The 24,940-nt window shown below is 61.1% G+C and carries 22 protein-coding genes; 11 read left to right on the top strand and 11 right to left on the bottom strand.

The window, feature by feature from the left end; genetic code table 11:
- Nucleotides 1-321: 321 nt before the first annotated feature.
- Nucleotides 322-813, top strand: a complete 492-nt coding sequence (locus tag ACVKN3_RS08410) for a hypothetical protein (RefSeq protein ID WP_354514392.1) — start codon at nucleotides 322-324, stop codon at nucleotides 811-813.
- 613 nt (nucleotides 814-1,426) lie between these two features.
- Here ACVKN3_RS08410 and ACVKN3_RS08405 read toward each other — a convergent pair.
- From ACVKN3_RS08405 to ACVKN3_RS08390, 4 genes are all read right to left on the bottom strand, one after another.
- The gene (locus ACVKN3_RS08405) at nucleotides 1,427-2,233 is read right to left on the bottom strand and encodes an ATP-binding protein (protein WP_354514394.1); all 807 of its coding nucleotides are present in this window, start codon (nucleotides 2,231-2,233) and stop codon (nucleotides 1,427-1,429) included.
- The gene (gene istA / locus ACVKN3_RS08400; protein WP_354514396.1) at nucleotides 2,208-3,752 is read right to left on the bottom strand and encodes an IS21 family transposase; all 1,545 of its coding nucleotides are present in this window, start codon (nucleotides 3,750-3,752) and stop codon (nucleotides 2,208-2,210) included. The genes ACVKN3_RS08405 and istA overlap by 26 nt, the downstream gene beginning before the upstream one ends.
- A gap of 216 nt (nucleotides 3,753-3,968) precedes the next feature.
- Entirely contained in the window at nucleotides 3,969-4,643 is a 675-nt protein-coding gene (locus tag ACVKN3_RS08395; protein ID WP_354514398.1) for a DNA N-6-adenine-methyltransferase, read from the bottom strand.
- Nucleotides 4,644-4,740: 97 nt separating this feature from the next.
- Nucleotides 4,741-5,538, bottom strand: coding sequence for a hypothetical protein (locus tag ACVKN3_RS08390; protein WP_354514400.1), 798 nt, complete (start codon nucleotides 5,536-5,538; stop codon nucleotides 4,741-4,743).
- 615 nt (nucleotides 5,539-6,153) lie between these two features.
- Here ACVKN3_RS08390 and ACVKN3_RS08385 point away from each other — a divergent pair.
- A complete protein-coding gene (locus tag ACVKN3_RS08385) occupies nucleotides 6,154-6,567 on the top strand; it encodes a hypothetical protein (protein ID WP_354514402.1) in 414 nt (137 codons plus the stop codon).
- Between the two features lie 150 nt (nucleotides 6,568-6,717).
- Here the strand turns inward: ACVKN3_RS08385 and ACVKN3_RS08380 are convergent, their stop codons facing one another.
- Entirely contained in the window at nucleotides 6,718-7,521 is an 804-nt protein-coding gene (locus ACVKN3_RS08380; protein ID WP_354514404.1) for a hypothetical protein, read from the bottom strand.
- Nucleotides 7,522-8,823: 1,302 nt separating this feature from the next.
- Here ACVKN3_RS08380 and ACVKN3_RS08375 point away from each other — a divergent pair.
- From ACVKN3_RS08375 to ACVKN3_RS08345, 7 genes are all read left to right on the top strand, one after another.
- Entirely contained in the window at nucleotides 8,824-13,497 is a 4,674-nt protein-coding gene (locus ACVKN3_RS08375; RefSeq protein ID WP_354514406.1) for an RHS repeat-associated core domain-containing protein, read from the top strand.
- Nucleotides 13,494-14,036 (top strand): hypothetical protein, encoded by a 543-nt coding sequence (locus ACVKN3_RS08370; protein ID WP_354514408.1) that lies wholly within the window; start codon nucleotides 13,494-13,496, stop codon nucleotides 14,034-14,036. Before ACVKN3_RS08375 ends, ACVKN3_RS08370 begins: the two co-directional genes overlap by 4 nt.
- A 269-nt stretch (nucleotides 14,037-14,305) precedes the next feature.
- A complete protein-coding gene (locus ACVKN3_RS08365) occupies nucleotides 14,306-14,593 on the top strand; it encodes a hypothetical protein (RefSeq protein WP_354514410.1) in 288 nt (95 codons plus the stop codon).
- A 441-nt stretch (nucleotides 14,594-15,034) separates the two neighbouring features.
- Nucleotides 15,035-16,789, top strand: coding sequence for a bifunctional sulfate adenylyltransferase/adenylylsulfate kinase (locus tag ACVKN3_RS08360; RefSeq protein ID WP_354514412.1), 1,755 nt, complete (start codon nucleotides 15,035-15,037; stop codon nucleotides 16,787-16,789).
- Nucleotides 16,790-16,852: 63 nt separating this feature from the next.
- Nucleotides 16,853-17,611, top strand: a complete 759-nt coding sequence (locus ACVKN3_RS08355) for a Fic family protein (RefSeq protein WP_354514414.1) — start codon at nucleotides 16,853-16,855, stop codon at nucleotides 17,609-17,611.
- Between the two features lie 1,323 nt (nucleotides 17,612-18,934).
- Nucleotides 18,935-19,606: a hypothetical protein gene (locus ACVKN3_RS08350; RefSeq protein ID WP_354514416.1), complete on the top strand. Its 672-nt coding sequence runs from the start codon at nucleotides 18,935-18,937 to the stop codon at nucleotides 19,604-19,606.
- Nucleotides 19,607-19,609: 3 nt separating this feature from the next.
- The gene (locus ACVKN3_RS08345; RefSeq protein ID WP_354514418.1) at nucleotides 19,610-20,407 is read left to right on the top strand and encodes a Stf0 family sulfotransferase; all 798 of its coding nucleotides are present in this window, start codon (nucleotides 19,610-19,612) and stop codon (nucleotides 20,405-20,407) included.
- A gap of 139 nt (nucleotides 20,408-20,546) precedes the next feature.
- Here the strand turns inward: ACVKN3_RS08345 and ACVKN3_RS08340 are convergent, their stop codons facing one another.
- The 5 genes from ACVKN3_RS08340 to ACVKN3_RS08320 all read right to left on the bottom strand — a co-directional run bounded on the left by ACVKN3_RS08340 (nucleotide 20,547) and on the right by ACVKN3_RS08320 (nucleotide 23,031).
- Nucleotides 20,547-20,843, bottom strand: coding sequence for a hypothetical protein (locus ACVKN3_RS08340; RefSeq protein WP_354514420.1), 297 nt, complete (start codon nucleotides 20,841-20,843; stop codon nucleotides 20,547-20,549).
- A gap of 71 nt (nucleotides 20,844-20,914) precedes the next feature.
- Nucleotides 20,915-21,313, bottom strand: a complete 399-nt coding sequence (locus ACVKN3_RS08335; protein WP_354514422.1) for a hypothetical protein — start codon at nucleotides 21,311-21,313, stop codon at nucleotides 20,915-20,917.
- The gene (locus ACVKN3_RS08330) at nucleotides 21,310-21,906 is read right to left on the bottom strand and encodes a hypothetical protein (protein ID WP_354514424.1); all 597 of its coding nucleotides are present in this window, start codon (nucleotides 21,904-21,906) and stop codon (nucleotides 21,310-21,312) included. Before ACVKN3_RS08330 ends, ACVKN3_RS08335 begins: the two co-directional genes overlap by 4 nt.
- A 55-nt stretch (nucleotides 21,907-21,961) precedes the next feature.
- Nucleotides 21,962-22,741, bottom strand: a complete 780-nt coding sequence (locus tag ACVKN3_RS08325) for a hypothetical protein (protein ID WP_354514426.1) — start codon at nucleotides 22,739-22,741, stop codon at nucleotides 21,962-21,964.
- The gene (locus tag ACVKN3_RS08320; protein WP_354514428.1) at nucleotides 22,738-23,031 is read right to left on the bottom strand and encodes a hypothetical protein; all 294 of its coding nucleotides are present in this window, start codon (nucleotides 23,029-23,031) and stop codon (nucleotides 22,738-22,740) included. Before ACVKN3_RS08320 ends, ACVKN3_RS08325 begins: the two co-directional genes overlap by 4 nt.
- 141 nt (nucleotides 23,032-23,172) lie before the next feature.
- On the opposite strand from ACVKN3_RS08320, the gene ACVKN3_RS08315 reads away from it, so the two are divergent.
- Nucleotides 23,173-23,493 (top strand): helix-turn-helix domain-containing protein, encoded by a 321-nt coding sequence (locus ACVKN3_RS08315; protein WP_354514430.1) that lies wholly within the window; start codon nucleotides 23,173-23,175, stop codon nucleotides 23,491-23,493.
- A gap of 616 nt (nucleotides 23,494-24,109) precedes the next feature.
- Nucleotides 24,110-24,292, top strand: coding sequence for a hypothetical protein (locus tag ACVKN3_RS08310; protein WP_354514432.1), 183 nt, complete (start codon nucleotides 24,110-24,112; stop codon nucleotides 24,290-24,292).
- Here ACVKN3_RS08310 and ACVKN3_RS08305 read toward each other — a convergent pair.
- Entirely contained in the window at nucleotides 24,289-24,927 is a 639-nt protein-coding gene (locus ACVKN3_RS08305; RefSeq protein WP_354514434.1) for a hypothetical protein, read from the bottom strand. The two genes, ACVKN3_RS08310 and ACVKN3_RS08305, sit on opposite strands and share 4 nt — an antisense overlap.
- Nucleotides 24,928-24,940: the final 13 nt, after the last annotated feature.

Below are 24,940 nucleotides of genomic sequence, written 5' to 3'. Positions count from 1 at the left end.
GTGACGAGGGCGGGCAGGCAAGTTTGAGAGGGTGGGATAGAGTCTCAAACGATGAGAGCCACGGGCGTGAGACTGTGCTCACCCCCCACTGACGTGGGAGTAGGGTCGGAACTCATTACTCATGGCTTCCACTCGCTACGAATCGGCGTATAACCGTTCGATACCTAAGGCAGTCCAAGGGGACGCCTTGGAGATCGACAGGGAGTGCATCTTGGCCACACGTATTCCAACTCCGCCCACCCGATCGCCCGAGCCGAGTCACGTGCGGGGCAATCCACCGTCCCGGATGCCCTCTTCGCCGCCCCCTCCGCCGCCGAAGCGATGAGCGAAAGCTACGAGATTCCGACGGCACTGGAGCGCACGCTTTACGAGGTTGGTCTCAACCTCGAATATTCGATCCGGCTCCATTACTTGCATCGCCGCCTCTTTGAGCGAGTTCGTAAAATTGGCTCATTCCTCGCAGTGCTTTCGGGAACCGCGGTCGTAGGCTTATTAAAGTCTGAGTCTCCGGTGTTGTCGTTCGTTCTCGGACTGATCGTTACCTTGCTCGGGTTGGCGAACTTGGTGTGGGATTTCGGTGGCATCGCGCGGGCGCATGAGGGGCAACGCAAGGCTTACAACGCATTGCTCATCAGTCCACGCACGACGGTCGCGGAGGCAGATCGAGCGAGGGCAGAGATCGCCGCAGATGCGCCGCTGGAACTGGAGTCCCTGCGTTGCGTCGCCCTCAACGACACCTACCGGACCTTTGGACACACAGATATGCTCGAGCCTGAGGGATGGCTCTCGCGCTGGATGCGCCGAATCGCATGAGGAACCCAGCATGACTAAGCAGCGCGACAGTTCCGGTGCACCGAAAGCGGTGCGTGCCGTGGTTGGCGACAGCGCACCGCCCGTGCGCATGGCGCGTCAGCCGCCGTCTCCTAAGCCGGTCCAGCCCCCGCCGCAAAAGCCGGTTCGCAAATGACCGCATTCCACCGGTAACCCACGCGAGCGTGACGTGTGAGCCTGACTCGCAGGAGCCGGAGGCCCCCCATCGGACAGCCTGTTGAGTTATCCGGTGACTTGGTTGGAGATCGCCGGACAAGCGCTGTGAGCACGTACAACTGTTCATTCCTTCTTACTTGGCCTCTGGATCCCAAACAAGCTGGCCATGCGGTCTTAAGTGATTGATCTAGAACGATCGTCGCACCGACGGCGCTGGGGTTGCTTTCCCATATAAATATGGACGTGCTCATTCATGCCGGTCAGCGTTCTCCATCGGCATGGCCTGAGCCATGCCTTTGCGACCGCGCCAGCGCGGGGTTTTGCACGGTGACCGCCCATGCATTTTATAGGGAGCTTGACCGGTCAGATGAGTGGGAATGGCGCGTATCACGCAAAAGAAAGGCTCCGCCGAAGCGAGGCCTGACGCCGACCGCGGCCATCAGACCGACTTCTTCGCTTTCTTCGGCCTTTGCTGCGGATCCGTCACACGACTGATATGGTCACTGACGGCAGGACGATGGCGGCGACGCAACGCGATTCGGTGACACGCCCCGCCGAGCACCCGAGCGTAAATCCCTTCGCGGGTCGCGACCTCCGCGAACGCCTGGTCCCACTCCTCGGGGGAATGGATGGAGGTGACGACGAGCGGCAAGCCCCTGCGGGTGCGCTCATCGAGCAAGCGCCGGAACTGGACCGTCTCTTCGTCACCCGCCGGCTCGGTGGCGAAGTCATCGATGATGAGCAACTCAGCTCGACTGAGCTGCTTGAAGTGTCGCTTGCGCTCCACCGTGCTCAGGTCCGGGTCCAACAAGCGCTCGAGCATGGCAGGCGCCTGCACCATGGTCGTGCGCAAGCCATGCGCAATCGCTTCCCGCCCCATGGCAGCCGCCAGATGGGTCTTTCCCGACAGCGTGGGCCCCGTGATGACGACGGTCTGGCCCGCCCTGGCCCAACTCATTGCGCGGAGATGGGCCATGCAAAGGTCGTCGACCCCGACGCGCAGGCTATGGACGAAGGTGGTCAACGCAAAATGAGACGGCAAGCCGGCCTGGCGAAAAAACGCCTCGAGCTTCGTTTGGTCGCGCGCCTGCAAATGAGCGTCGAGCAAGAAGCGCAGGCAGGATTCCGGCCCCTGCTTGGCGTGTTTCGGGTCAGCCGTCCAGGCCTCCCATGCGTGAGCGAAGTGGGGAAGCCGAGCGACCCGCAGGTCGCTGGCAAGATCATTCGAACGGATCGGGGTGTTCATCGGGGCGTCCCATGGCAGAAGTGAAGGAGCCGGAGCCCAGCGCGTTCGTTGATCGCGCGGGTCGGCGTGGGGTGGCACCTTCCTTGGCCTGGATCGACAGCTTCCGTTTCAGCGCCGTCACGTTCGCTTGGTCCGGTGACAGAAAGTCTTTCAGCGCACGCTCGACAGCCGTTGCGCCGTAACGCGCGACCAAGGTTTTCACCTGGTCAGCTGGGCGCAGTCCCATGTAGGGACGGTCTTGCTCGAACAATCGATGGACAAAGCGCCCGATGGTGGCGCCTTGCGTGGCCGCCCATGCCTTGAGCGCCTCCGGATTGCGATCCGCTTGGGCCCGATGAGCAGGGATCTGGTGAGAAGGCTCCGTCGTGAGTCCGCCAATCACGCCGCTGCGCGCATGTTTGGCCACGAGCTTTTGCTCGTGAAACACCTCCACGCAGCCCGCCGTCAGGCGTACGTCCACGCGTTGACCTGTCAACGCATGCGGCACCGAGTAGCGGTGGTGTTCGACCAGGATGTGATAGCCGCCATCGACCTTCAGTCCGGTCTTGACCTCGGCGTATTCATACGGCAACGCGGGTAGGGGGCGCAGCGTTCGGCGTTCGAAGCTGTTGAAGCGATCGGTCCGGCTGGGCTCTCGGTTGCCCATCGGCGCGGCGTTGAGGCGAGGCAACAGGGCGATGATTCGGTCTCGAACTTCTTGCAGCGAGTAGAGCGTCACGGTATTGAGGCGCCGCAACACACGCCGCTGGACGCACTTGACGCCCGCCTCGACCTTGGCCTTATCCTTGGGATGGTAGACCCGCGTCGCGGCAATCGTGACGCCATAGTGCCGAGCCAAGTCCGCATAGTCGCGCTGCGGGGTGCCACTCGGGCCCGGTTTGCACATGAATGACTTGGCATTGTCCGGCACGACCATGTGCGGCACGCCTCCGAAGAAGTCGAACATGCGTGCGTGGGCCGCCATCACCTCGGGCACGCTTTGTGACGCGATCGCATCAACAAAAGTGTAGGAACTGCCTCCCAGAACGCCGACAAAGATCGTCACCGGCACGCGCTTGCGGGTGGTGACATCCAAGTAAGACGCCTGCAACCCCGAGAAGTCGACAAGGACTTGCTCGCCCGGCCGGTGCTCCATGTGCATGAAGGCCGGAAGGGTCTTTCGGTAGGCGTGCAGCTTGCGATGCACGCTGGAATACGAATAGGCCGTGCCCGGGCGCATCGCGCGGAGATAGTCTTCGTGCCAGTCCTGGAGCGTCAGGCCTGTTGCTGCCAGCTCGCTATGCAGCGCCGCCACATCCAAGGGGTCGCGGACCCTGTTGCCGCGACGCGCCTTGTTGAGATTCTTGTCGATCTGCGCCGGAGACCATTCTTTGACGTCGTCCCAGCTCAGTCGTTTATAGGCCAGGAGATCGCGATACCGTCCGACCGTAGTCTTGGATAAGCCGACGGCGGATGCGATTTCGCGCGCAGAGAGTTTGGTCTGCAGCAGCAGACGCAGGGTTTCGAGTTGTTTATGCATTGGGCGAGCCATCAGAACAAGTTCCTTTTGATTGAAAAGCCGCAATCCCGCGGCCAAAGCCATGCCTCGTCGGAAGGCAAGCATCCGAAGAAGCGTCGATGGATGTGTCGCACGTCACAGTGGGCCGGGCATCGTGCCAGGCACTGACCGGTCTTCTAGCTCGATTGACCGGTCAGCCTTGTACCCATACCCCATGTGCCGCGGCGGTCAAGAGGGCTAAGAGGGTCGCTTTCGCAGCGCTCGGTTGCTTGCCGGAAGGGGCCGGGGCTGCTTCCCCGTGGACGAAGGCAGTCGCCGTCGAGCGACCGGCGCAACGGGGTCGGCGCATCCGAGCCGATAGACGCGCTGCTGGGCGTCGTCCAGCAGCACAATGCGCCCGCGCACCCCTCCAGTGCCCACCACGGTGAGCAGTGCGTCCCGGGCCTTCAGACCATAGGCCACCAAAACGGAGGGTGCGCCTGCCGAGCCGGCCTCCTGACCCTCAATGGTCGCGAAGCGCAGTCTGCCCTCGAAGAACAAGACGGCGGTGGTGTGAGGATGGCGCCAGACGCACTCGTGGAACATCCGAGTCTCGGTGCGAGCGAATACGAGAGTCAACCCGTTGCCGTGATCCGCCGCCCGGCGCAGCCATTCGGCGCAAGCGGTGCCGTAAGGGGGATTCACGAAGTAGAAATGCTTGGAATCCCACACGTGCGCCAGGCCGTCCTCGGCCTTCGTGATGTGCCGCTTGGCGGTGGGCCAGGGACGCACGGGCGGTGAGCACGGGTCGACATCCGCGAGGTTGGGCATGTCAAACGCGTCGATGAGCGACTTGGGGGTGAGCCAGGTGTCGCTACCGGTCGTGCGGTCGTGCTGGAAGGCTGCGGTGTGCTTGCGAGCGATGGAAGGCATGGGCTTGTCCTCGTTGGGGTGAGGCCAAGCTAAAGGGATCACACAGGCCGATTTTGGCCGGGTGATCCCGAAGTTGTAGAGCAGAACGGGGGACGCTCTAGAGGCGACGGGGCGGGGGTGCCGGTCGGGTTGAGCCCACAGCCGCATCGATGCCTATGGCGCTCGTCTGAGCGCGTCCTTGCGCGATCACGCGCTCCATGTCCGCCAGAGCGCCGGCAACCGCGCGTTCCCAAGGTGCTCGAGCAGCCGGGTTGGCCCAGGGGTGCGCCAAGGCTTCCGGCGCCGTCAGTGCGACAAGGCGGCCGCCGGCATGCAGGATCTCAATGAGCCTCACCACGGTAATGCCGCCCTGTCCCCACGCCGCTTCGATACGCCCATCGCGATGCTTGAGGAAGCGAAAGTGGGCCTTCAGCAGTGCCATCAACTGCACCGCCAGCTTCTTCTTGCTTGTGTACACCGGTGCAACGCGTTTGCGCTCGGCGTCCCAGGCTTTGGCGAAGGCTTTGACGAAGCGCCAGCGGAAGTAGCCGCGAGCGTCGCATTGCGGCGGAGGGTCCTGCAACGCTTTCTTCCAAGACTGCACCTCTCCGTCCTTTACACGGTTGTGCTTGGCTTTGAGCCGGCGCTCGAGTGTAAGGGTTGAGCAATCGCAATACGCCGCGACCACCTCGCGCGAGACGAAGCGATTGGGATCGAGGGCGGAAAACAGCGCCTTGGTGGCTTCGGCGCTGAGCATGCAGTCCACCTGCGCTTGCACGCCAATCGCCTTAAGGGCCCGACTCTTTGCCGCTCTGGCTCCGTTAGCCACCGTTTGCGGGTCGGCAACCGGGCTCACGCGCAGCAGCTCGTCGATGGCGGTTGTGGTTTCGTCGAAGCGACTGGCGGCTCGAGACACGAGCGTCTTCCTTGAGGGGGTTCAAGGAGATCGGCCACAAGCCCATCCGCTGAATAGCGCTTTTCGGCAAGAACTTCGCGCTACGACCGCGTGAACAAGTGGAAGCTCGACGGGATTTTGCGTTCAAAAGTGCAGCGTTTGCGGCGCGGAGCTTCCTTTATCCCGTTGGCAACTTCGTCTCGACTGACTTCTTTGAAAATGCGCGAAGTCATCGTGGAGGTGCGAAGAGGGACCATCGGTTGTCATTAGACGCGCTGGATTGGAGTCAAGGTTTTCAACGGTCGTCGTTACAAGAGGGGTAAATGTCGTCTTTGCCTGCCCGGTATCCCGCGAAAGCCAAGGCTTCGTTGGCCTAAAAATGCATAGTCGTCAGTCAGTCTAGGCCGGAGGATGTGGTGACTTTCCTGCAGAGAATGCCTCTCATTCGATGGGCAAAAAAGGCAACAGTGAATGGTCGGAGGCAAATCGCGTCGGCTCGATGACGAAGCGTCGATACACTCTACGGCGCCATGAATAAGTCGGAAAGAGGGGACTAGAACTCGCCGTTGCTTACTCCATTGCGTTTGGAGGCCACTGTCTCGTGGCAATTGCAACCCTTCGCGCAGGACGTTGATTGTGACCCTTCTCTATACGTTTTTTTGGATCGATATCGTCATGCTGGGTGCCGCGCTTGCCCGGGTTAGTCAGGCTCGCGAAGATGTTTCGCTGCTGCGGTGGGGTCTTATCTTGATCGTTGTGGGACTGCTGTCGCTGGTCTTTAGTCACGATGACGATTGGCGGATCAGTGGGTTGCATGCTCAGCACAACGCGGAAATGATTCGCACCTTTTTCGTTCTGATCTCTGGGATCGGCGCCAACCTAGTAGCAAGTTCCGCGATTGCGAACTTCAACCAGCCGGCACCCAAGCCTGTTCGGACGAAGTGGTTAGGATCGATATGGATTGGGAGGAGGCGGCGTCTCTGCCTGGCCATCAAGATCAGACGCTCGGTCCAAAAACCTGAACCAACGGTCCAGGCACCAGACCAGTAGTAGCCCTAGCGGTACCCCAATTAGAAATCCTGCGAGCGAGTCAGACATGGCAAATTCCTCCAGCTGCATCCTCGCGGATCTTTGGGCATTGTCAACGTGCCCAAGCTAACGGGCTCATCGGCTTAAGCTGGCCGAGGAACACCGCTCCGGTTAAGTCCCGCATGGCAGCGCCGGTGGGCCGCCTTCCGGCGGCTGCTCCGGGACCGAAACCAGCAGCGACTCGATATCTGCCTGAACTGCTATACGAAAGCGAAATGTTCGGCGCTCGGTGGCCATCAGGAGAAAGTTGTCGCCCAAGGTGTGCGCCAGGCGCCAATGGCGGTGCGTATCGCCCTTTAGGCATACATCGGGGTGGCGGGCCCGTTCCGCCCCCGACAGAATGTCTTTAGCGTCTGCCGTGCCTAGGTAGGCGGGCAAGAACACAGTTGGGACCAACAGTACAAGGACAGTCACCATGAGCATCGCGTTGCTCTCGGTCACGGATTGGGTCTGACGAGCAATGAGAGCCGTCGAAGCCAATGCAATCAGATAGGCGACTGAAACGGTGGCTGCCAATGACACCCAGAAGGCGGCCTTCCCGATTTTTACGGCAGGCCATGCCAAGGGCAGCACGAAGTAAAGGGCCAGCATCAGTCCGCTGGCGGCGATGCCGTACCAGATCGAGCGCCAGGAGAGAACGCCTCCTACAGCCATCGCGTAGGTCATGACCATGGTCATGAGGAGCAGCTGCAAAGTGTGGGCGCCGGCGAAAACCATGGCTGCATAGCCGACGCTCTCAGTGGCCCAGTGGGCGTGGATCCCCTCGAGCAAACTCTGGTAGTAGGTGGCGCCGCACACCATCAAAAGGATGCCAGCTCCTACGGCACTGACCCCAACCGCCGCGAGCGCTCGGGCTGCAACACGAACTCGCTCGACTAAATGTTCGGGATTGGCGAGGCGCTGAGGGATAGTCATGGATCAGGGTACTTAGGCATCGTCGGGGTATGCCATCTTATGCGAGGGCGGGCAGCTGCGCGATCCTGATCGGCAAGCTCTCGACGGAGACGACTTAGCATGCCTGCCATTTCTCGACCTGCCTCGCTGACCGTGTGCCAGCCGTCTGCACATGATCTTTCTTTGGACCAGCTACTTCCGTTGACAGCAGGGTGGAGCGAGCTGGTCGCTGTGAAGGCCCTTGACAGGCTGCACCGTGGGTACAGGGTTAAACTTCGACAAGGAGATCAACGATGAAATGGAATTTATGGATTTCGTATGCACGCGCGTCCGGTCATCGGCTGCAGCGATGTGCCTCCGGCAGCCATCGTGATCATCTGGTAGCAAACCAACTCAGTCGGTGCTACATCAACCGCTTTGTGTCGCGAAGAACTGTGGTGGCGCACCTCAACGCCTTGGCCGCCCAGAGCCTGTGTCGAGACGCTTAAATGCGGTCGGACGTTGGCTACGCAGCACCAACCGGCGACTACACATTTATCCGGCGGCGGACCGGGAACGACGAGTCGTCGGCTGCCATGGGCCTCGGCCAAAACGCCGACGCAGCGCTGACGCATTCCGCTTCGCGGCGGAGCTGTCGGGCACCGCAGAGTGCGCGTGGCAGCAGTGCGGCGGCTTCTAAAGTCTTCTTGGCACTGCGCGAGACCCGGCATTTCGAAGCCTCATGGGCGCGCATCGAGGACTGCTCGACGAGCCTCCGGCATTGTTGGCGGCGGCAAAAGGGGAAGGGGGGGCGATCGGTACTCCACCTGCTTGTGTGATGGCCGTAGTCCTCCCCCGTGTCCAGGTGCTGGGATGGCTCGCTCATGCTCACCCCGAGGCGCTGGTGAGCTTGTTGGGAGTTGATATCACCGAGGGCGGCGCCGCCGTGACAGCGCATCGGAGTCTTTCTCGCTAGCTCGGGCCTTGGCGCCTATACCCCTTAAGAGATCGCCGGGTGAATCGTGTGCCCCCGTCGCGCTGCCATGACCGGAAGGGTTTCAACCAGTTTTTCTGAGGTCCAGGGGATCATGAATGCGGTGCGTGTCCACCCGGTGACGCGCGGATGGTCGCGCCACAGGTACGTGTGTATGAAAAGAGGCTCCTGAGACTGAGTGTCGGAGCACGCGACTCAGGCGAGCGGCTACCGGTATGACCGACCTCGTTATGCGGCATCGTCAATCGCAAGAAGCTGCGATTTTGTAGGGGAATGCCTACGCCATTATCGGCACACGCCTACAGCGGGCGGCCCGTATTCTTTCGCGAATCCTCAGAAGGCACCTCGGCATGAATTCGCTGCTCCGCACCGGCCTTCCTCGCCGCTTGGCACTCGTCACGTTCGGCGCATTCTTTTGGGCCGTGTTTGTCCCGACCGCCTACGCTGATACGTCCTACGGGCCACCTTACAGCTACAGCTCACCCGTGGGTGTGCGAGACGGTATTCCAAGCGTCAGCGAAGCCGTCCAAGACTATATCGCGGACGAGGAGGCGTTTTGCTCCACGCATACGTGTGGCACCTACACCTACTCGGTGACGTATGGCAATGGATATCAAGCGGCCTACGTTAAAATCAGTACGCATGGTGACACCGGTGTTGCCATCCTAGCCAGTGACGTGACGGGCATCGGCTTTACTCCGAAGAACGTGGGGGGCTGCCGGACCCTGTGCACGGGCGGCGAGGGGCAACAACAGGATACCAATGGGCCTCGGGGTAGTAGCGCCGACGGTCGTACCAAAGACGACACGGCAGATGTCGGGACGAGCTTAGTCGCCGATCCCATCAATGCGGTCAACGGCAATGCCTATCGACAGGACACCGATTTCTCCGGGTCTGCATGGCTCACATTTCGTCGCTTCTATAATTCGTCCACCTATGTGTCAAAGGCGAACCTAGGGCTGAAGTGGCGCCATTCGTTCGACCGATCCTTGACCATCATGCCCAACAACAACGGCACGAGCGGTGGATTGATCTACGCCGTCCGCCCCGATGGCATGACCGTGCGCTTCACGGGAAATGCTGGCGCGTGGACGGCCGATAAAGACGCCGCGGAGACGCTGACCGCGACGGTTGATCCGGTGAGCCTCAAGTTCTCGGGATTTGTGCTCCGGGTCGCGGCGACGAATGAAAACGAGCATTACGACCCCAATGGGAAACTGCTGAGTATCTCGGACGATAGCGGGCGAACGGTCACGCTCACCTACAGTGATGCGACGACGCCAGCGACGACGGCACCTGCAGCGGGCCTGTTGATCGCAGTGACCGACCCGCAGGGTCGCTCGCTGGGGCTCCGGTACGACGCTTCGAGCAGACTGAGCGCGCTGGTCAATCCCGCGGGCGATACGGTGACCTACAGCTACGCGACCTCGGGCGTGCTGAATAAGGTGACCTTTCCTGACGGGACCAGCCGCCAATATGTTTATGCCGAGGTCGCCTACAGCCCGTCCGGGACGAAATACCCCGGTGCGCTGACCGGCGTCATCGATGAGAAGGGGGTTCGCTTTGAGACCACGACCTTCAATGCGACGAACAGGGCTTTGGCGTCTGAGTTCGCCGGCGGGGCGGACAAAACCTCGATCTCCTACTACAACTTCAATCAAAATGGCGGCACGCCTGCGATCATCACGACCCCATTGGGTCTGCAGGTCACGCTTTATTTCGCGGACGATGGCTCAGCGCTCATCAAGCCTTCTGGTGCGGATGCTTTGTGCGGGACGCAATGCAATCAGCCTTGGCAGAACCAGACCTACGACACGCGGGGCTACCCCGCAAGTTACACTGATTTCCGAGGCGCGGTCACCAAGACGACCTATGATGCGAACGGCTTACTGCTCCAGACCATTGAAGCCTCAGGGACCAAGACGCAGCGCACGACCACGACCACTTGGGACGTGGCGCATCGCCAGCCGTTGACCAAAACGGTCGCCGATGCCAGTGGCGCGGTCGTGGCCAAGTCGGCGTGGGCATATAACGCTCGGGGTCAAGTCACGGCCGACTGTGCGGTGGACCCGGCCGTCACGGCAGCCTACGCCTGCGGCAGCCAGGCGAATGCGCCGTCCGGCATTCGGCAGACGACCTACACCTACTGTGACGCAGTGGACAGTACGCAGTGCCCGCAGGTGGGCCTGTTGCTCAGCATGGACGGCCCGCGCACGGATGTCATCGACCGCACGCAATACAGCTACTACCTCACGACCGATGAAAGCGGTTGCGGCACCGTTGGTGAGGCATGTCATCGGTCGGGCGACCCATATCAGGTGACGAATGCCCTGGGTCAGGTCACGACAGCGCTTGCTTACGACCGAAATGGCCGACTCACCCGAACTCGGGATGCCAACAGCGTTCTCACCGATGTGACCTATACGTCGCGGGGTTGGCTGGCTAGCCGCACCGTGCGCGCCAATGCGAGCGGGTCGCCCTCGGCCAGCGATGCCACGACCACCTTGACCTACGACGCCACTGGCGCACTTAAGTCAATGACCGATTCCGATGGGGTGGCGGTGACTTACAGCTACGACGACGCGCACCGTCTGGTTGATATGGCCAATGGACTGGGTGAGCACATCCACTACACGCTCGATGCCTCGGGCAATCGTACGAGGGTAGAAACCTTCGATCCCAAGGGCGTGTCCCGGCGCAGCGTATCTCGCAAATACAACACGCGCGGCCAGCTGCTCAGCGTGACCGATGGGCTCGGTCATGTGGTGTTCGATGCCGCCGCAAGCGGTAGCTACGACGCGAACGGCAACTTGGTCGCGGCGAAGGACGGGTTGGGTATTGCTCGCAACGACACCTACGACGCACTGAACCGCTTGGTGACCAGCGTTGCCAACGCAAACGGCGCAGATGCAACCACAAAAGCCACGTCGACGATGTTCACGTTCGACGCGCTCGACCAGCTCAAGTCCGTGGCTGACCCCAATGGCCTCACGACGACATACGCGTTCGACGGGCTACAGAATGCGATGGGCGTGACCAGTCCCGATTCCGGCACGCAAACCGGAACCTTCGATGCCGCGGGCAATCCTCTGACCCACGCGGATGCCAAGGGCACCGTCGTCACTCAGGGGTTTGACGCGCTAGGGCGCAAAACCTCCGCGGTCTACGCCGACGCGCAACTGAATGTGGCGTTGCATTATGACGAGGCCAACAGCGCCACGGGCTGTGTCAACTCGTTCTCGGTAGGTCGTCTGACGCGCCTGGTGGAAGCAGCCGTCACGACGGTGTATTGCTACGACAACCAAGGTCGCTTGACCGAGCAGCGGCAAACGCAAGGAACGGTCACCGACATCACGGATTACGTTTACACCAAGGCCGGGCGCGTGGCGGCGGTCGCCAGTCCGACCGGCTTGGTAACCGAGTACGCCCGCGATGCCGCCGGCCAGGCCATCAAGGTGACGGTGACCCCGGCAAAGGGCGCGGCGACGGTCGTCGTCAACGGCGCCAGCTACATGCCATTTGGGCCTCTGACTGCCTATACCTTGGGCAGCGGCCAGGTGGTCGGCCGCAGTTACGATGCGAACTACCAAGCAAGCGATGTCACCAGCCCCGTGCTCTCCATCCATTGGGCACGAAATGCCTCGGGCGATGTGACTGCGCTGGGCGACGTGGCCGGTGCCAACCCGGCAACGGAAACCTACACCTATGACCCGCTGTATCGTCTCACCTCGGTGAACGATGCCACCGGCAAGGCGCTTGAGGCCTACACCTACAACCGCACCGGCGACAGGCTGACCAAAGCAGCGCCTGGGCTGGCAACGGGTGCATACGGCTATCAGGCCAACAGCCATTGGCTGACCAGCATCGGCACCGGGTCACGCACTTACGATGCCAATGGGTCGACGACTGGCAACGCCAGTGCTGGCACGGCCTGGGGCTACGGGTACAACAGCCGTGGCCAAATGACGGTGGTGCAGCAGGGTGGCGGCACTGTGGCGACCTACGTTTACAACGCGCTGGACCAGCGCGTCGCAAAGTCAGTCGGTTCGGCCACCACCCGGTTTGCCTACGCAGCCGAAGGTCGCTTGCTCGCCGAGTTGGGCGCCACGCGCCGGGACTACATCTGGCTGGGCACCACGCCAGTCGGCGCGGTGGATGATGGAGCGGTGTGGTATGTGCATGCAGATGCCCACGACACGCCGAGGGCCCTGACCAACGCAGCTGGCGCTGTGCAGTGGGCGTGGCCGGTCAAGGCCAACCCCTTCGGGGAAGCGGCGCCTACGGGCACGCTTCGGTTCAATCTGCGCTTCCCGGGCCAATATTTCGATACCGAAAGCCAGTTGGTGCACAACGGGCACCGCGCTTATGACCCGGCGACCGGTCGATACCTTCAGAGTGACCCTGCGGGTCTCCGCGCGGGTGCCTCGACCTACGCCTACGTGGGCGGCAACCCCAGTCACGCGGTTGACCCATCAGGTCTGGAAGAAGAGGCGCGCGACGAAGACGAGTTGGAGCGCGAACGGTTCATGGAATTCTTGGCCCCGCGTCAGGGACCGAACTTGGCCGGCATGTCCCTGGCTCGCGCTAATTTCGACTACGAGATGCGCAACGGCGAGTGCGGCCGTGAGCCGGAGTTCCGCGAAAACAAGCCAGGCGAAAGCGACGCGCAGCGTCGCTTCGAGTATCAGCAGCGCTACTTGAACGGCAGTGGTGGGCGTTGGGGTGGGGCGGCAACCCGGGCGCAGAATGTTGACTTGCGATTGGAACTGGAGGGGCTTGGGTTCACACCGGTTGCTGGCGCGGGTTACGGGCCTGAAGAATATATTCCGACGGCAAACGGCGGACGCTACGCGGACATGACCTTGCAATACAATCAGCCAGGAGCTAGCCCAGTACGCTTGCGCGTACAGACCGTCTCGACCTACGCTGACGGGGTTACTCCGACGAGGGGTGAGGCAGCAGCCGCCGACGCGATTCGGCAAGCGGCACCGAGTGATGTCCTAATTTTGGTCCCCAAGCGATGAGCCAACTTCATTTTTATGCAATGGGTCGCGATCTACACCCTGTGCTCGAGGCCCTTGAGCACAGGGCTGGCGAGCCCGTGAAATATGTGCAGAACGGTTTCGGCCCCTCGCTCGACTTCACTGTTTACAGAAGCTATCGTGAGATTCCTGACTTGGGGCGGGCTTCGGCGCCCGATTGGCTCGCGGGTGCGTCGTATTTGGTGCTGGATGCTGCCGAGACGGTCGGATTCGAACACAAAGTGTTCCCCGACTTCGAGCGTTATGGCGTTTTTGAGGGCGTCAATCCAACCGGCATCAGTTTTTCGCCGTCGGGCGCATTCGATGGAGAGGTCGTTATCTACGGCCGATTCGCGACAATGGCACTCACTCAGCAATCGAAAGCGTTATACCGCCGCGCTACGACGGCAGTGAAGAAGCACTTCCGACGCGTGGACTATGCATGGGTGGGACCAGAGGCCTTTGAAGCACTGGAACGAGGTTGGAACCTCACGCAACGGGTGGATGCACCGCGAGACCTCTCGGTCAAGAAGCCAGCGTAGCGCGTACTAGGGCGCGCTGCGGCGTCGCAGCGGCGATTACCGATACCGGCCCACGGCGGATATCGCGTTGTCGCGACGATCTCGATGGCAGTGGAACAGTACGCCGTGCTTTCCGTAGCGAGATTTATGCAGTGCATCGCCGCGCTCTTCCAGGTGAGCTACGACGGCTGGGGTGCTCCCATCGTCAGCGAGGCATGATCATGCTTAATTGGGGCTAGCAAGGCCCTCCGCGGCGTTGCTGACCGAAGCGGCCCGGATTACGATGCCCCATGGACACTCATGATGACGCCATCGAGGCACTGGCTGCGCTGAGCCGGCAGGCTGCGCTCATGAGCCATGCCGTTCTCGAGAAGGACTTCGATAAAGCACGCGTGCATCTGGCTCGGATTGCTGCAGACGCTGCTGACGAAGGGCAAGAATCGATCGTCGTAGCGGCCCAGGGCTTGGCGAGGGTGTTGCGAGCGGAAGGGAGTATTCCAGCGCCCGGGTATGGCGGTGGAATCCTTGAGCTAGCGGAAGCCTTGGACGCGGCACAGGAAAACCTGCTGGCGCGTTGAAGCAGCATGAGGTATGGCTACCTTTCGATCTCACAAGTCCGCAGAGAGTTGCGAGATATCCGTGAGAGGTCGATAGAGTGGCGGGAAGCACTATTTTGCTCGTCTGCGAAAAGCGTGGGCGGTGCCGTATCAAGCACGCCCGCGACACGAATCGTTCCCGCACCGAGCCCGAGCGCTGGCACTGATCCTGGCGGCACAAAAACATCGGCTCGACCGATGGCTGCCACGACAACGCCCGCTTGCCCATTGGAATCCATTTTCGACACTGGGCGATGAGGGCAGAACCGGGCCTCGTCGGCGTCGCGAGCCATGGCGGCTCAACTTACGGAAGCCGCCAAAGTGCCAATAGCGTTCGCTTTTGCAATGGGGAAGCCGCAAGGGCTACAGTTGCACGAAGCGGTGTTTCTTGCGTTCAATCAAGTCACAGTCGAGAGGCTTTAGATGTCGTTCCGTGCAAAGCATACATCTCCGCTTCAAGCGCCCATTAACGATGGGCGACAAGTCCAAGAATGGTATGCATCGGATGCCGAAGCTGAGGTGTTGCGCCGTGAGACGGCCGGCCTTCTATCGGTCACACTGAATCCAAGGCAGCGCTGTGATTTGGAGCTGATTCTCAATGGAGGATTTTCTCCACTTTCAGGGTTTCTTGGGGAAAACGACTATGGATGCGTCGTCTCCCACATGCGTCTTGAAGAAGGCAGGCTTTGGCCCATTCCCGTGACGCTTGATGTGAGTGAAGTGGTTTCGACCTCAGTGAGCACCGGCGATCGGATCGTGTTGAAAGACCCAAAGGGGTCTCTGCTCGCGGTTATGACGGTCACCAGTAAGTTCCGACCCGACTACGCGCATGAGGCTCTTCAGGTGTTCGGCACGACCGATCAATTCCATCCCGGCGTGCGAGACACCGTCATGCGGCAACCGGTCTGCCTCGGCGGCCCTGTCAAAGGCCTGGAGCGGGATTATCATCACGATTTTACTGACCTGCGCCTTTCCCCCTTCCAGCTGCGAGCTTGGTTCCGTGAGCGCGGATGGGAACGCGTCGTCGCATTTCAGACGCGAAACCCGATGCACCGGGCACATGTCGAACTCACTCAACGCGCGCTTCAAGGGCAGGCCGGCGGATTGCTTCTGCACCCAGTGGTCGGCACCACAAAGCCTGGCGATGTTGATGTGCATACACGGGTTCGCTGCTATCGCGCGGTTCTTGATCGATATCCCGCCGACCGTGTGAAGCTTGCAGTTCTGCCGCTCGCGATGCGCATGGCGGGTCCGCGGGAAGCGCTGTGGCACGCCCTAATTCGCTCCAACTTCGGTGCAACCCACTTCATCGTCGGCCGCGACCACGCAGGACCTGGACAGGATGTCACCGGGAAACTGTTCTATGAGCCCTTGGCGGCTCAGCGTCTCTTGGAGTCGCTGAACGATGAGCTTCCGATTCAAATCCTGGCGTTTCCTCCCATGGTGTACTCGCCCGGTAGAGGTGTGTTTGTTTCCACCTCAGAATTGGAACCCGATGAGCCGTCCGTTGACATATCGGGAACTGAGCTGAGGCGTCTGCTCGGGTCGGGCGAGGACCTGCCCCCTTGGTACACCTACCCGGAGGTGGAGCGTCGGCTTCGGGAAGCTTCACGGGATGCACGACGAGGTTGCGTCGTGTTCCTGACAGGTCTGTCAGGAGCCGGAAAATCAACAATTGCTGAATCCCTTAAGGCACAGTTGATGGAGTTTGAAGGACGAGTCGTGACGATGCTTGATGGGGACGAGGTCAGGACCGTACTGTCCGCGGGGCTGGGTTTCTCCAAGCAGGATCGGGATGCGAATATCTTGCGAATTGCCTATGTCGCCACGGAGGTGGCGCGGCATGGCGGTATTGCGATTTGTGCGCCGATCGCACCCTATGCGGGGGCGCGTTTGGCGGCAAGAACACTGGTGTCGTCTGTTGCCGATTTTATTGAGGTATACGTCAGCACAGACATCGCCGTCTGCGAACGACGCGATGTCAAAGGGCTCTATGCGCAAGCGCGAGCAGGGCTGTTAAAACAGTTCACAGGCATTGATGACCCGTACGAGGTGCCGTTGAGCCCTGAGCTGCGGCTCGACAGCGAGTTGGCGTCACCAAGATTTTTGGCCAACGAAATCATCGAGCTACTTCGGAAGCGAGGAGTGCTTGACCGTCGTGATGCGCGCCATGGCTGATTTTTTGGATCAAGGGTCGCGCCGCAAGAGCAAGGCTTGGCAATGCTTGTAGCGATGCCCCTTATGGACTTGCCTGATCCGGAAAAACTGCCTCAGCGTGTATTAGATCTAGCTGAGCAGCTGGCCCTTGTGTTTTCGGTGGCGCATCCGTCCGAAGCGATGAAGCGGGTCGAAGTTTGGCTTCAGGGCCATCCCGTTGCCAGGGACGACCCCGCTCCCTTTGCTAGGGAGTCGCTGACTCATCCTCTTTCTTCTTTTGTCGTCGGTGCGGTGACAGAAATCCCGGTCCACGAAAAAACATCGACCGAGTTGCGCGCCCTTCGCGACGGCCCGATTCCAAGATTGAACCCAGGTGAATGTTTCAGCGTCGAACATCTGGAGTCTTACATCCTTGCAATTCAGTGCCATCTTTGCCCTGAAAGGCAGGGATACCGCAGTGGCCAGGTTCAATCACGGGCTGATGCGCGATCAGTGTCTGTGAAATACCCGGATCCAAAAGAAATTACCGGAAGAATGAGGGCAATTTGTCAGTATTGGTGTGTTTACCATCGAAAACACCCCGGGCTGGCGGCTACAGTGCTTATGCTCGCTTTAATGAATCTGCATCCATTCGACGATGGCAATGGTCGTGCCGCGCGCGCCATGTTCCATTGGTCCCTTAATACGGATGTTCGCGGCAGCCTGTATCTACCTCTCCATGAGCTGTCGGCGCTCTCGCGATGCGGCTATCTCATCCGGCTTCGACAAGCTCAGTACCATGGTGAGCTTGAACCAATCTTGTCTTATTTGCTGATGTGCGCCCGTGGTTTTGTCTTGCCGTAATTGATACGGAATCTCCTTCGGATAGTCTGCGCATCTTCGGCAAAATCGTAAGATATCGGTTATTAAAACTTGGCCAAGTAGGAAACTTGAAGTGGTAGGCTAAGGGTCAGGTTTAAAATCGGCACAGGCTAGCAGGGTAGGTGTGCTTGAACGTCAGCGTTCGACGCCCTTGTGCGGCAGAGGACGGTTGCATTCGAAGTGATGAGAATCTGCAAAAAGGAGTGGTGCATGCATCATCGAAATGTGTCAGTAGCTGTCAGCTTTGGCGCAACCTGTCTTAGTGCTGTCGCCTTGGCTTCGCCAGCGGTGGGGGATGTCACTCTTGCTAAGGCCGCCCCACCCACAGGAACGTCACGGGGCTGCGGCGCTGCTCCTGGGGAAAACAGCTGTGCTCCAGCTCCGAAGATGCGAGCGTTGACGCCCGCGGAAATTCAGCTCATCGCCGGTGCAAATCTCACCACGGAGTCGCACGGGTCCTGTGGTCCGGGGGGCTGTTCGGTAACAGCGACCGTTGGCCCTCCGTCAGGTGGCGGTGGCGGTGGCGGTGGCGGCGACGGTAATGGCGGCAGCGGCGGGGATGGTGGCAGTGGTGGCGGAGGCGGTGGCTCAACTCCAACGCCCGTGTATCCATCAAGTCAGCAGCAGGCTCGCCTTACCCATTGTGCTCAGGTGTATGGCGGGGCGTCCGCGGCTCCCGGCGGCATTACGGATTTCTCGCCGCTTTATGCCTTTGCCAGCTTGGATTCATCCGGGCGAGAAGTGGGTTTCCAGACGGCGGGGACTTATGACGCGCCGGGTACGCCGCCGGCTGGTGGGAATGCATGGATTTCCCTGAATGGGCGGACCTTGGTCAGTACGCCTCCTCATAGCACGCTGTACATGCGGGCGTTCGATTCCGATGCCCAGACGGTGGATACGTTGACACACGAGTGGTATCACCAACGCAACAACACAGCCTCGATGACCGCCGAACAAGCAGCAGCTGCAGAGGCTGGTGCAACTGCGGCGGGGCAGGCCGCCGAGCAGGCTTATCTGAGTGACAACGGCGCTCAGTGTGCTGAGTAGTCAGACAGTCTCGTGTTCATCCGGTGAGGTAACACTATGCGCTCCCATCATAAGTTGATCCTAGTATTACTGGCGGCAGGGGTGGTTGCGGTCGCCTATGCAGCCAATCGGCAACCCGCTAACGTGGCCCAAGCGGATTCAGATTCGCAAGCATTTGCTGAGTCGGTTAAGGAGGATGAGATTTCGCAGGCCAGCGCTCCGGTACAGGACGCGCCACTGAGTCAATCGGCGAGTAATTCTCGGAGCGCCGGATCAGGAATGGCTGAGCACGCGCAGTTCACGGCAACAAAGGCTTGCGTGTCCAGGGCAGACAAGGTTCGGACACTTGAGCTGAAACGTCAGCAATGCGCATCAGCTACTGGCGCGAATGCTGCACCTGCTGAGTGCCGGTCCTTGCCTGAAGAGTCAAGTGCAATGAACGCCGCGCTGAGCAAGTCCGATTGTGCGACTGACCCTGTTCGTTTGCAGGAGGATCTGACCCGTGCCACGGCGAGCGCCGCTCGTGCGGGGGACGCGGATGCACAGCTGTGCTTTATTGATGGTGGCTATTTTCCCACGGAGAAATCAGATATTGAGGCTTACGGCGCGGAAGCTGCATCGTATGTCAAGGCGCGCATGGCTGCGGGTGATTGGCGCATGGTTCAAACCCTTGCCACGCCACCCGATAGCCTATCGCACCGTGGGCAAAGCTTAGCGGGACAGGTCAACATAGGCTTGCCATTCACGGCATACCGTGCGACTCGGCTACTGCAATACGGGGCCGAAGGGAGTTATTCCCAGCTCCTCGATTTGAACGCTAAAACGCTGAGCCGGTCGCTGACCCCAGCTCAGGTTGCCAATGCCGACGAGTGGGCAAAAGAGGAGTTTAAGCGACATTTCTTCGGGAGCGGCAAGTTGGACAAGGCCCCTGCCACATGCCTGGCGGAGTGAGCAATGTCAGCGGATACAAGAGTAGCCGAACGGATGCATGTGATTCATCGTCTCTATAGCGCGCAGGCGGATTTCAATTGTTTTGGCGCGGAGCCGCTTGGCTCTTACATGTTAGCGACGGTCCCTCGCTCGGGTTCCACTTACTGCGCAATCCGACTGTGGCAAAGCGGCTTACTTGGCGCTCCGATGGAGTATCTGAATTTCCCGGTCATGGGGCAGGTCTTTCGCCGATTGGGGTATACCCCCGATGAGAAAGGTCTGATTCCGGCTGAGCGTATTCGAGACTATTGGCGCGACATTCGGCGACTCCGAACTTCGCTGAACGGCGTCTTTGGCTTCAAAATGTTTCCAGCGAATTACATCGAGATTGCGCGGTCTTACCCCCAGTTGTTGGAAGAGATCACCCCGAACTATGTCGTATATTTGACGCGACAGGACGAGATTGGTCAGGCGATGTCGTATTCCAGGGCGCGTCGAAGCAAGACGTGGTTTGCGGGAGTGGAGAACACGCGTGATGTGCCTTACGACTTTGATCACATCAAGTCATGTCTATACAGCGTCCAGCAACAAAAGAAGTCTTGGGAAGACATCTTCGAACGGACGGGAGTGGCGCCTATTCGTATCTTTTACGAAGATCTCCTCGACGATGGGAGTGGGGTTGTGGAGACCGTTCTGCATGCGATGGGCATAGAAGTAGATGAGAACGCGGCAATTGAAGTGCCGATGATTCTTCGTCAGTCGGATGGTATGAGCCGGGAGTGGCGAGAACGTTTTGCGCAAGACCAAGCGGCTACGGCTTAGCCCTACGGTGGTGGCATCTTGACGGTAAGCGTTGCGAGATTGTCCACAACTCTTGCGTGTGCTCACTACCTGGCAGTCAGTTCACCAACCGTCCTGAGTAATCCTTCTGTGCTGGCCGTTGGAAACTCGACGCTTCGCCTCACGATGCGCTCTCCACCGCCGAGGCATCTAGCGCTCGGTCGATGGCGAAATGGAGCTGGTCGAGCGATCGCACCCACACCTCACGCTCGGGACGAACCGCGTTGAGCGCGACCATCAGGCCTCGGGCACCTGAGGCCACCTCGGGGAAATCGTTGACGTCGGCGCGCAGCGCAATCACGCGCGCATGGTGCCGGGCTTGCGGAAAGTGCCCACGACCCAGCGCATCATCAAGCGCCACGGTGGCAGCGATGACGGTGGCGAGCGGTAGGGGAGCTGAAGAGTCGAGGTCGGGCACGGCGCGTCCTTGGCAAGTGCAGAGGGATGGAGTGTAGTGGTCCAGGGCGGGCGCGGACGCCCTCCGGTCCGTTAGTGATCGGCGTTTTCGGCAGGGGGCGCCGGGACGGCACTACCCGCTGGCAATCGGGCCAACCAATGCTCGCGTTCGTCGGGCGTCACCATCGGCGCAAGCGTGGCCCAAGCCGTCTGCAACCGCAGCAACTCGCCCAGCGCCTGCTGCATGGCCCGGTGGCTTGCCTCGTCCAGGTGCGCCCAAGCCTCCCGGCGCGGGCCCAAGAAGCCCGAGCGCCACGCGCGAAACGCGCGGCATTCCTCATCGATCTCGGCCTCTTTGCGCGCGGCGCGGGCCAGGGCGTCGCGTTGATACTGCTGATAGCCCAACGGATTCAACGCCAGCGAACGCTGGTTGCCTTGGCAATGGGCAAGCAGCTGTTTGGTGTTGTACCGGGCAAAGTCGAGATCAGTCATGCCAGCAAGTCCTTGAGGGAGGGAGGGCCCCGGTCCGCGGGGCGGGTCATCAGTGCCTCGACCTTGGCCATCGTCACGGGGGAGGCCGTCTTGGCACCGGCGGTGATCAGGTCCTCGGGCCGGACGCCTTGGGTCTGGGCCAGCTCGACCACCCGTGCGCGCAGCACCCGGTTGACCGAGTCGGCCCAGGTGGCCACTTGGAGGGCCTGTTCCCGGCGCAGGTCGTAAAGCCCGACCCGATCGCGCTTTTGCTCCAGCTCACGCAGCTCTGCGATGACCGCGATGCACTCGTCCTCAAGCCGACCGGCCAATTCCTCGGAGCGTTGGACATTGGCGCAAAAGGTGTCGGGCTCCCGCACATTCTGGTTCGCCGACAAAAGCCAGCCGTCGGCCATCTGACGAATCAGATCCGTGTGGCTGTGCATGGCGTCGACCGCCAAGCGCAGGGTTGGGCTTTCCGAGGCAGCGGCGCGCCAAGCGCCGAGGGGGCGGGGCCGAGCCGCTGCCGGACGTGCGGGTGGGCTCGGCGTTCGGCGCACCACGGCGAACACACCCGCGGCGCCAAGCGCGGCCAGGCCAAGCACAAGCATCATGGGGGTCTCCGATGTGGGAGTAACCGGCCACCGCAAGGCAGCGGCCATGGGGCGGTCAGGGCACCGTGGCGGTGAACAAGGGCTCGGGGTCTTTGCCGATGAGGTAGTTCTCAAGGACCACGCGGCTGGGCATGACCGTGAGTTGCGGCTCGCCGCCTCGGAGCGTCGCCGCCAGGACCTTCCCATAGACCGCCACTTGGACTTTTCGGCCCAGCGGATTGCTGCTGATGGCGTGTTCCAGTTGGCGGGCGTCGGCCTCGCTCGCGGGCGTGTAAGCGGCGACGCCTGGGCTGGGCGCAAAGCTGACGCTGGCGGCGCCGTCGGCGACCCTCACCCGGAGGTCCGGCCCGATGAGGGGCAACAGGTCGTAATGGCCGTGCTCGAGGTCGTAGGCGGGCAGGGTTCCCAACACCGGCGGCAGGCGCACATACGGGTTGGCTTTGGCCACTGCGATCGCGGCGTCGAGCTTGGCTTTGATGGCGGCCACCGCGTCGCGCCGGGCGAATGCATCGCTGGTCCGCTGGAACTCAGGATCCAGCCGAGCGGCCACGGCCGGGTAGTCCGGCGGTGTGCCGGCCACGGCGTAGTAGGTCGCAACCCAGGCTAGGGCGTCATCGGCCGGCGTCCGATAGTGGTCGAACGGCTTCTCGGCGGCGGTCACCGTTGCTGTCGGCGGTGCGGTTGCAGGCACAGAGGCGGGAGCGGGACCGGAGGCCGCGGTGGTCGTCGGCCCAGGGACGCTTTGGACCGACGGCGGCGCTGACCCGCCGTCATGGGAGCATCCGGCGAGCGTCAGGAGGACGAAGACGGCCGGGGTGGCGAAGCCGCGGATCATGGGGACCCCTTTTGAATGACCAGCATCCAAGCCGTTGCGCTCCGCGGCATGTGGGTGGCCGGGTCGGGGGAGTAGTCCACGACGACCGATTGCACCGAGGCGACCGACCAGCCGGCTTGGGCGAGCTGGGGCAGGGTATGGCGGCCGGCGGAAGGGCAGTCCAAGGCCGTCGAGGCGGTGAGCTTGTTGGGCGAATCGCCTGGAGCGCTGGCGGAATAGCAGACGTCTGCCTGGCCAGCGCTGGCGGCGGAAGAGGCGAAGATCAGAGCGAAAGCGGTCAGGCGACGCATGGTGATTTCCCGAGGTGGCCAATCATCTGGCGGGAAGAGGCTAACGTAATCTCAGGCCATATATCAAAACATTGGATAAACGAAGTCGTCGTACGCAAACCTTGGCTATAGCGTCAGGTCAGATTTTGCCTAGACGTGCCCATGCCCAAGACGCCGCGCCCCCGGAAGCCAATAGCCCAGAAGAGCCAAACCCGGCCTGAGAATCAGGCGGTCTTAGACGCGTTGCGGGCGATGCGGGAAGAGGCGGACCTATTGCAAGCCGAGCTGGCGGAGCGGCTGGGGCGCTCGCAATCCTATGTGTCGTCGGCGGAGCGGGGCGTGATCCGCTTGGATGCCGTGCAACTGGCAGACTGGGCGAAGGCCTGTGGGTCTACTCTGACGAAGCTGGCGCAGGCCATCGACGCGAAATGGCGCAAGTCGCCGACTGAATACGGATTGGCGGCTTGCTATCCAACGCGATAGCCATGCGCGATACGGCAGCTCCACGGTGCCGGCGGAAATGGAGGTGGCGACGCTCGGCGCAGGCGCCGGAAGGAAGGATGTCCACGCGCCTGAAGACCGGATGGATTCGAGGTGGCGACGTCGGCGCACCGAACCGTCAAAAGCTGGGGTAGTAGGCTATCGCGGACGCGTGTCAGCCTTTGGCCCTGTAAGCTGATGCGCACGATAGCAGCGCTGTTCGGATCACGGGATTGCCGGGCGGTCGAGCGAAGTGCCGATACTGCGCCGCTTGCTGACTGCTCTAGTGGTGGCGAACCGGCTCATGGTATCGGAGATTCCGATAGATCGTCTTTCTCGAGCGTCATTAACTGCGGCTGCACTCCGGATCCTTGCAGGGTTTTCGCGAAGCGACTGAACTTTCGCTCAACCTCCGCGAGCGTTTGGCCATGACTGCGATCAGCGCGAAGTCTGGTCTGAGTCGCTTGAAATGCTCGGCAGTGTCTTCCGGATCGGCGCGTAGTGAACGTCGCAGGCGCGAGCGGCTCAAACGGCCGTTCAAGGTCGTGCCGCTGGGCGATTGACGAAAGTTTAGGCCGTGCTAGTACTGTGGCTACTCTCCGCTACCGAGCATCGCAGCATGACCGCGCCCGCCATCGACCACGCGACCCTCGTGGGCACTTCCAAGCCCACCGTTGATTCCACCTCGAACGAGCCGGTGAAGCGACCCGTCGACTGGCATTGGCGCATCACTGCGGCGCTGGTGATCGGCTGCCTTGCAGCCGCTTTGGTGCCTGCCATCATCCACGCGTTGACGAGCTAAGTCAGGCCGAAGTTGACGAGATACCGCACGTAGAAGACCGTCAGACTCCCTATACTCATGAGGGTAAACAGCAGGCCTGTGTCGGACTCGCAATCGCGAGGGATAGGCACGCCGTAGTGCCAGACCCGGCGCACCACAAGGGGGACTGCGCTGGCGGTGATAAGCATGAACCACGCCCCGTGCGTGGCCAAGACACTCGTATTCTTCGCGAGGAAGCCACCGTAGCCCAGCAGCAGCAACGGGATGCCAGCAAAGTAATATCGAAAGTCTACCTCGGTCAGGGGCTGGCTCACATGCGGCTTCAACTTTAGAATGCCCAAACCCACAACCAATGCGGCCTCGCACGGCCCAGCAAACGAGACGTAGTTCCACATGGCGTTCAAGCCGCCGGCCTCCTTGTCCAACGCATACAAGGGTGCGGTCAGTCCAAATGCCACTATAACTATCCATATCGCGACGGTCAGGATCTCGCGATTGGTCGCGCTCCGTTTCTCAGCACTCCACCACTTCGCGTAGGCGGCCGGGCCTTTACGTTTTTGGCGTTTCACTAAGCGGCAATAGCTGTGTACCGGAAGAATGCCCCCGACGATCGCCAACCCGCACGTCACCCAGGTATGCACCAATTCAAACGTCATGAGTCCTTCCTGA

The sequence above is a fragment of the Luteibacter sp. PvP120 genome (genome assembly GCF_054055715.1).
This window is presented reverse-complemented; position numbering and strand designations above follow the sequence as displayed.

Excerpts from the sequence above, each read along its gene's own strand:
- ACVKN3_RS08410 (WP_354514392.1), top strand. The coding sequence starts at position 322 with ATGAGCGAAAGCTACGAGATTCCGACGGCACTGGAGCGCACGCTTTAC.
- ACVKN3_RS08405 (WP_354514394.1), bottom strand. The coding sequence starts at position 2,233 with ATGAACACCCCGATCCGTTCGAATGATCTTGCCAGCGACCTGCGGGTC.
- istA (WP_354514396.1), bottom strand. The coding sequence starts at position 3,752 with ATGCATAAACAACTCGAAACCCTGCGTCTGCTGCTGCAGACCAAACTC.
- ACVKN3_RS08395 (WP_354514398.1), bottom strand. The coding sequence starts at position 4,643 with ATGCCTTCCATCGCTCGCAAGCACACCGCAGCCTTCCAGCACGACCGC.
- ACVKN3_RS08380 (WP_354514404.1), bottom strand. The coding sequence starts at position 7,521 with ATGACTATCCCTCAGCGCCTCGCCAATCCCGAACATTTAGTCGAGCGA.
- ACVKN3_RS08375 (WP_354514406.1), top strand. The coding sequence starts at position 8,824 with ATGAATTCGCTGCTCCGCACCGGCCTTCCTCGCCGCTTGGCACTCGTC.
- ACVKN3_RS08370 (WP_354514408.1), top strand. The coding sequence starts at position 13,494 with ATGAGCCAACTTCATTTTTATGCAATGGGTCGCGATCTACACCCTGTG.
- ACVKN3_RS08365 (WP_354514410.1), top strand. The coding sequence starts at position 14,306 with ATGGACACTCATGATGACGCCATCGAGGCACTGGCTGCGCTGAGCCGG.
- ACVKN3_RS08360 (WP_354514412.1), top strand. The coding sequence starts at position 15,035 with ATGTCGTTCCGTGCAAAGCATACATCTCCGCTTCAAGCGCCCATTAAC.
- ACVKN3_RS08355 (WP_354514414.1), top strand. The coding sequence starts at position 16,853 with ATGGACTTGCCTGATCCGGAAAAACTGCCTCAGCGTGTATTAGATCTA.
- ACVKN3_RS08350 (WP_354514416.1), top strand. The coding sequence starts at position 18,935 with ATGGCTGAGCACGCGCAGTTCACGGCAACAAAGGCTTGCGTGTCCAGG.
- ACVKN3_RS08345 (WP_354514418.1), top strand. The coding sequence starts at position 19,610 with ATGTCAGCGGATACAAGAGTAGCCGAACGGATGCATGTGATTCATCGT.
- ACVKN3_RS08335 (WP_354514422.1), bottom strand. The coding sequence starts at position 21,313 with ATGACTGATCTCGACTTTGCCCGGTACAACACCAAACAGCTGCTTGCC.
- ACVKN3_RS08330 (WP_354514424.1), bottom strand. The coding sequence starts at position 21,906 with ATGATGCTTGTGCTTGGCCTGGCCGCGCTTGGCGCCGCGGGTGTGTTC.
- ACVKN3_RS08325 (WP_354514426.1), bottom strand. The coding sequence starts at position 22,741 with ATGATCCGCGGCTTCGCCACCCCGGCCGTCTTCGTCCTCCTGACGCTC.
- ACVKN3_RS08320 (WP_354514428.1), bottom strand. The coding sequence starts at position 23,031 with ATGCGTCGCCTGACCGCTTTCGCTCTGATCTTCGCCTCTTCCGCCGCC.
- ACVKN3_RS08315 (WP_354514430.1), top strand. The coding sequence starts at position 23,173 with ATGCCCAAGACGCCGCGCCCCCGGAAGCCAATAGCCCAGAAGAGCCAA.
- ACVKN3_RS08310 (WP_354514432.1), top strand. The coding sequence starts at position 24,110 with ATGACCGCGCCCGCCATCGACCACGCGACCCTCGTGGGCACTTCCAAG.
- ACVKN3_RS08305 (WP_354514434.1), bottom strand. The coding sequence starts at position 24,927 with ATGACGTTTGAATTGGTGCATACCTGGGTGACGTGCGGGTTGGCGATC.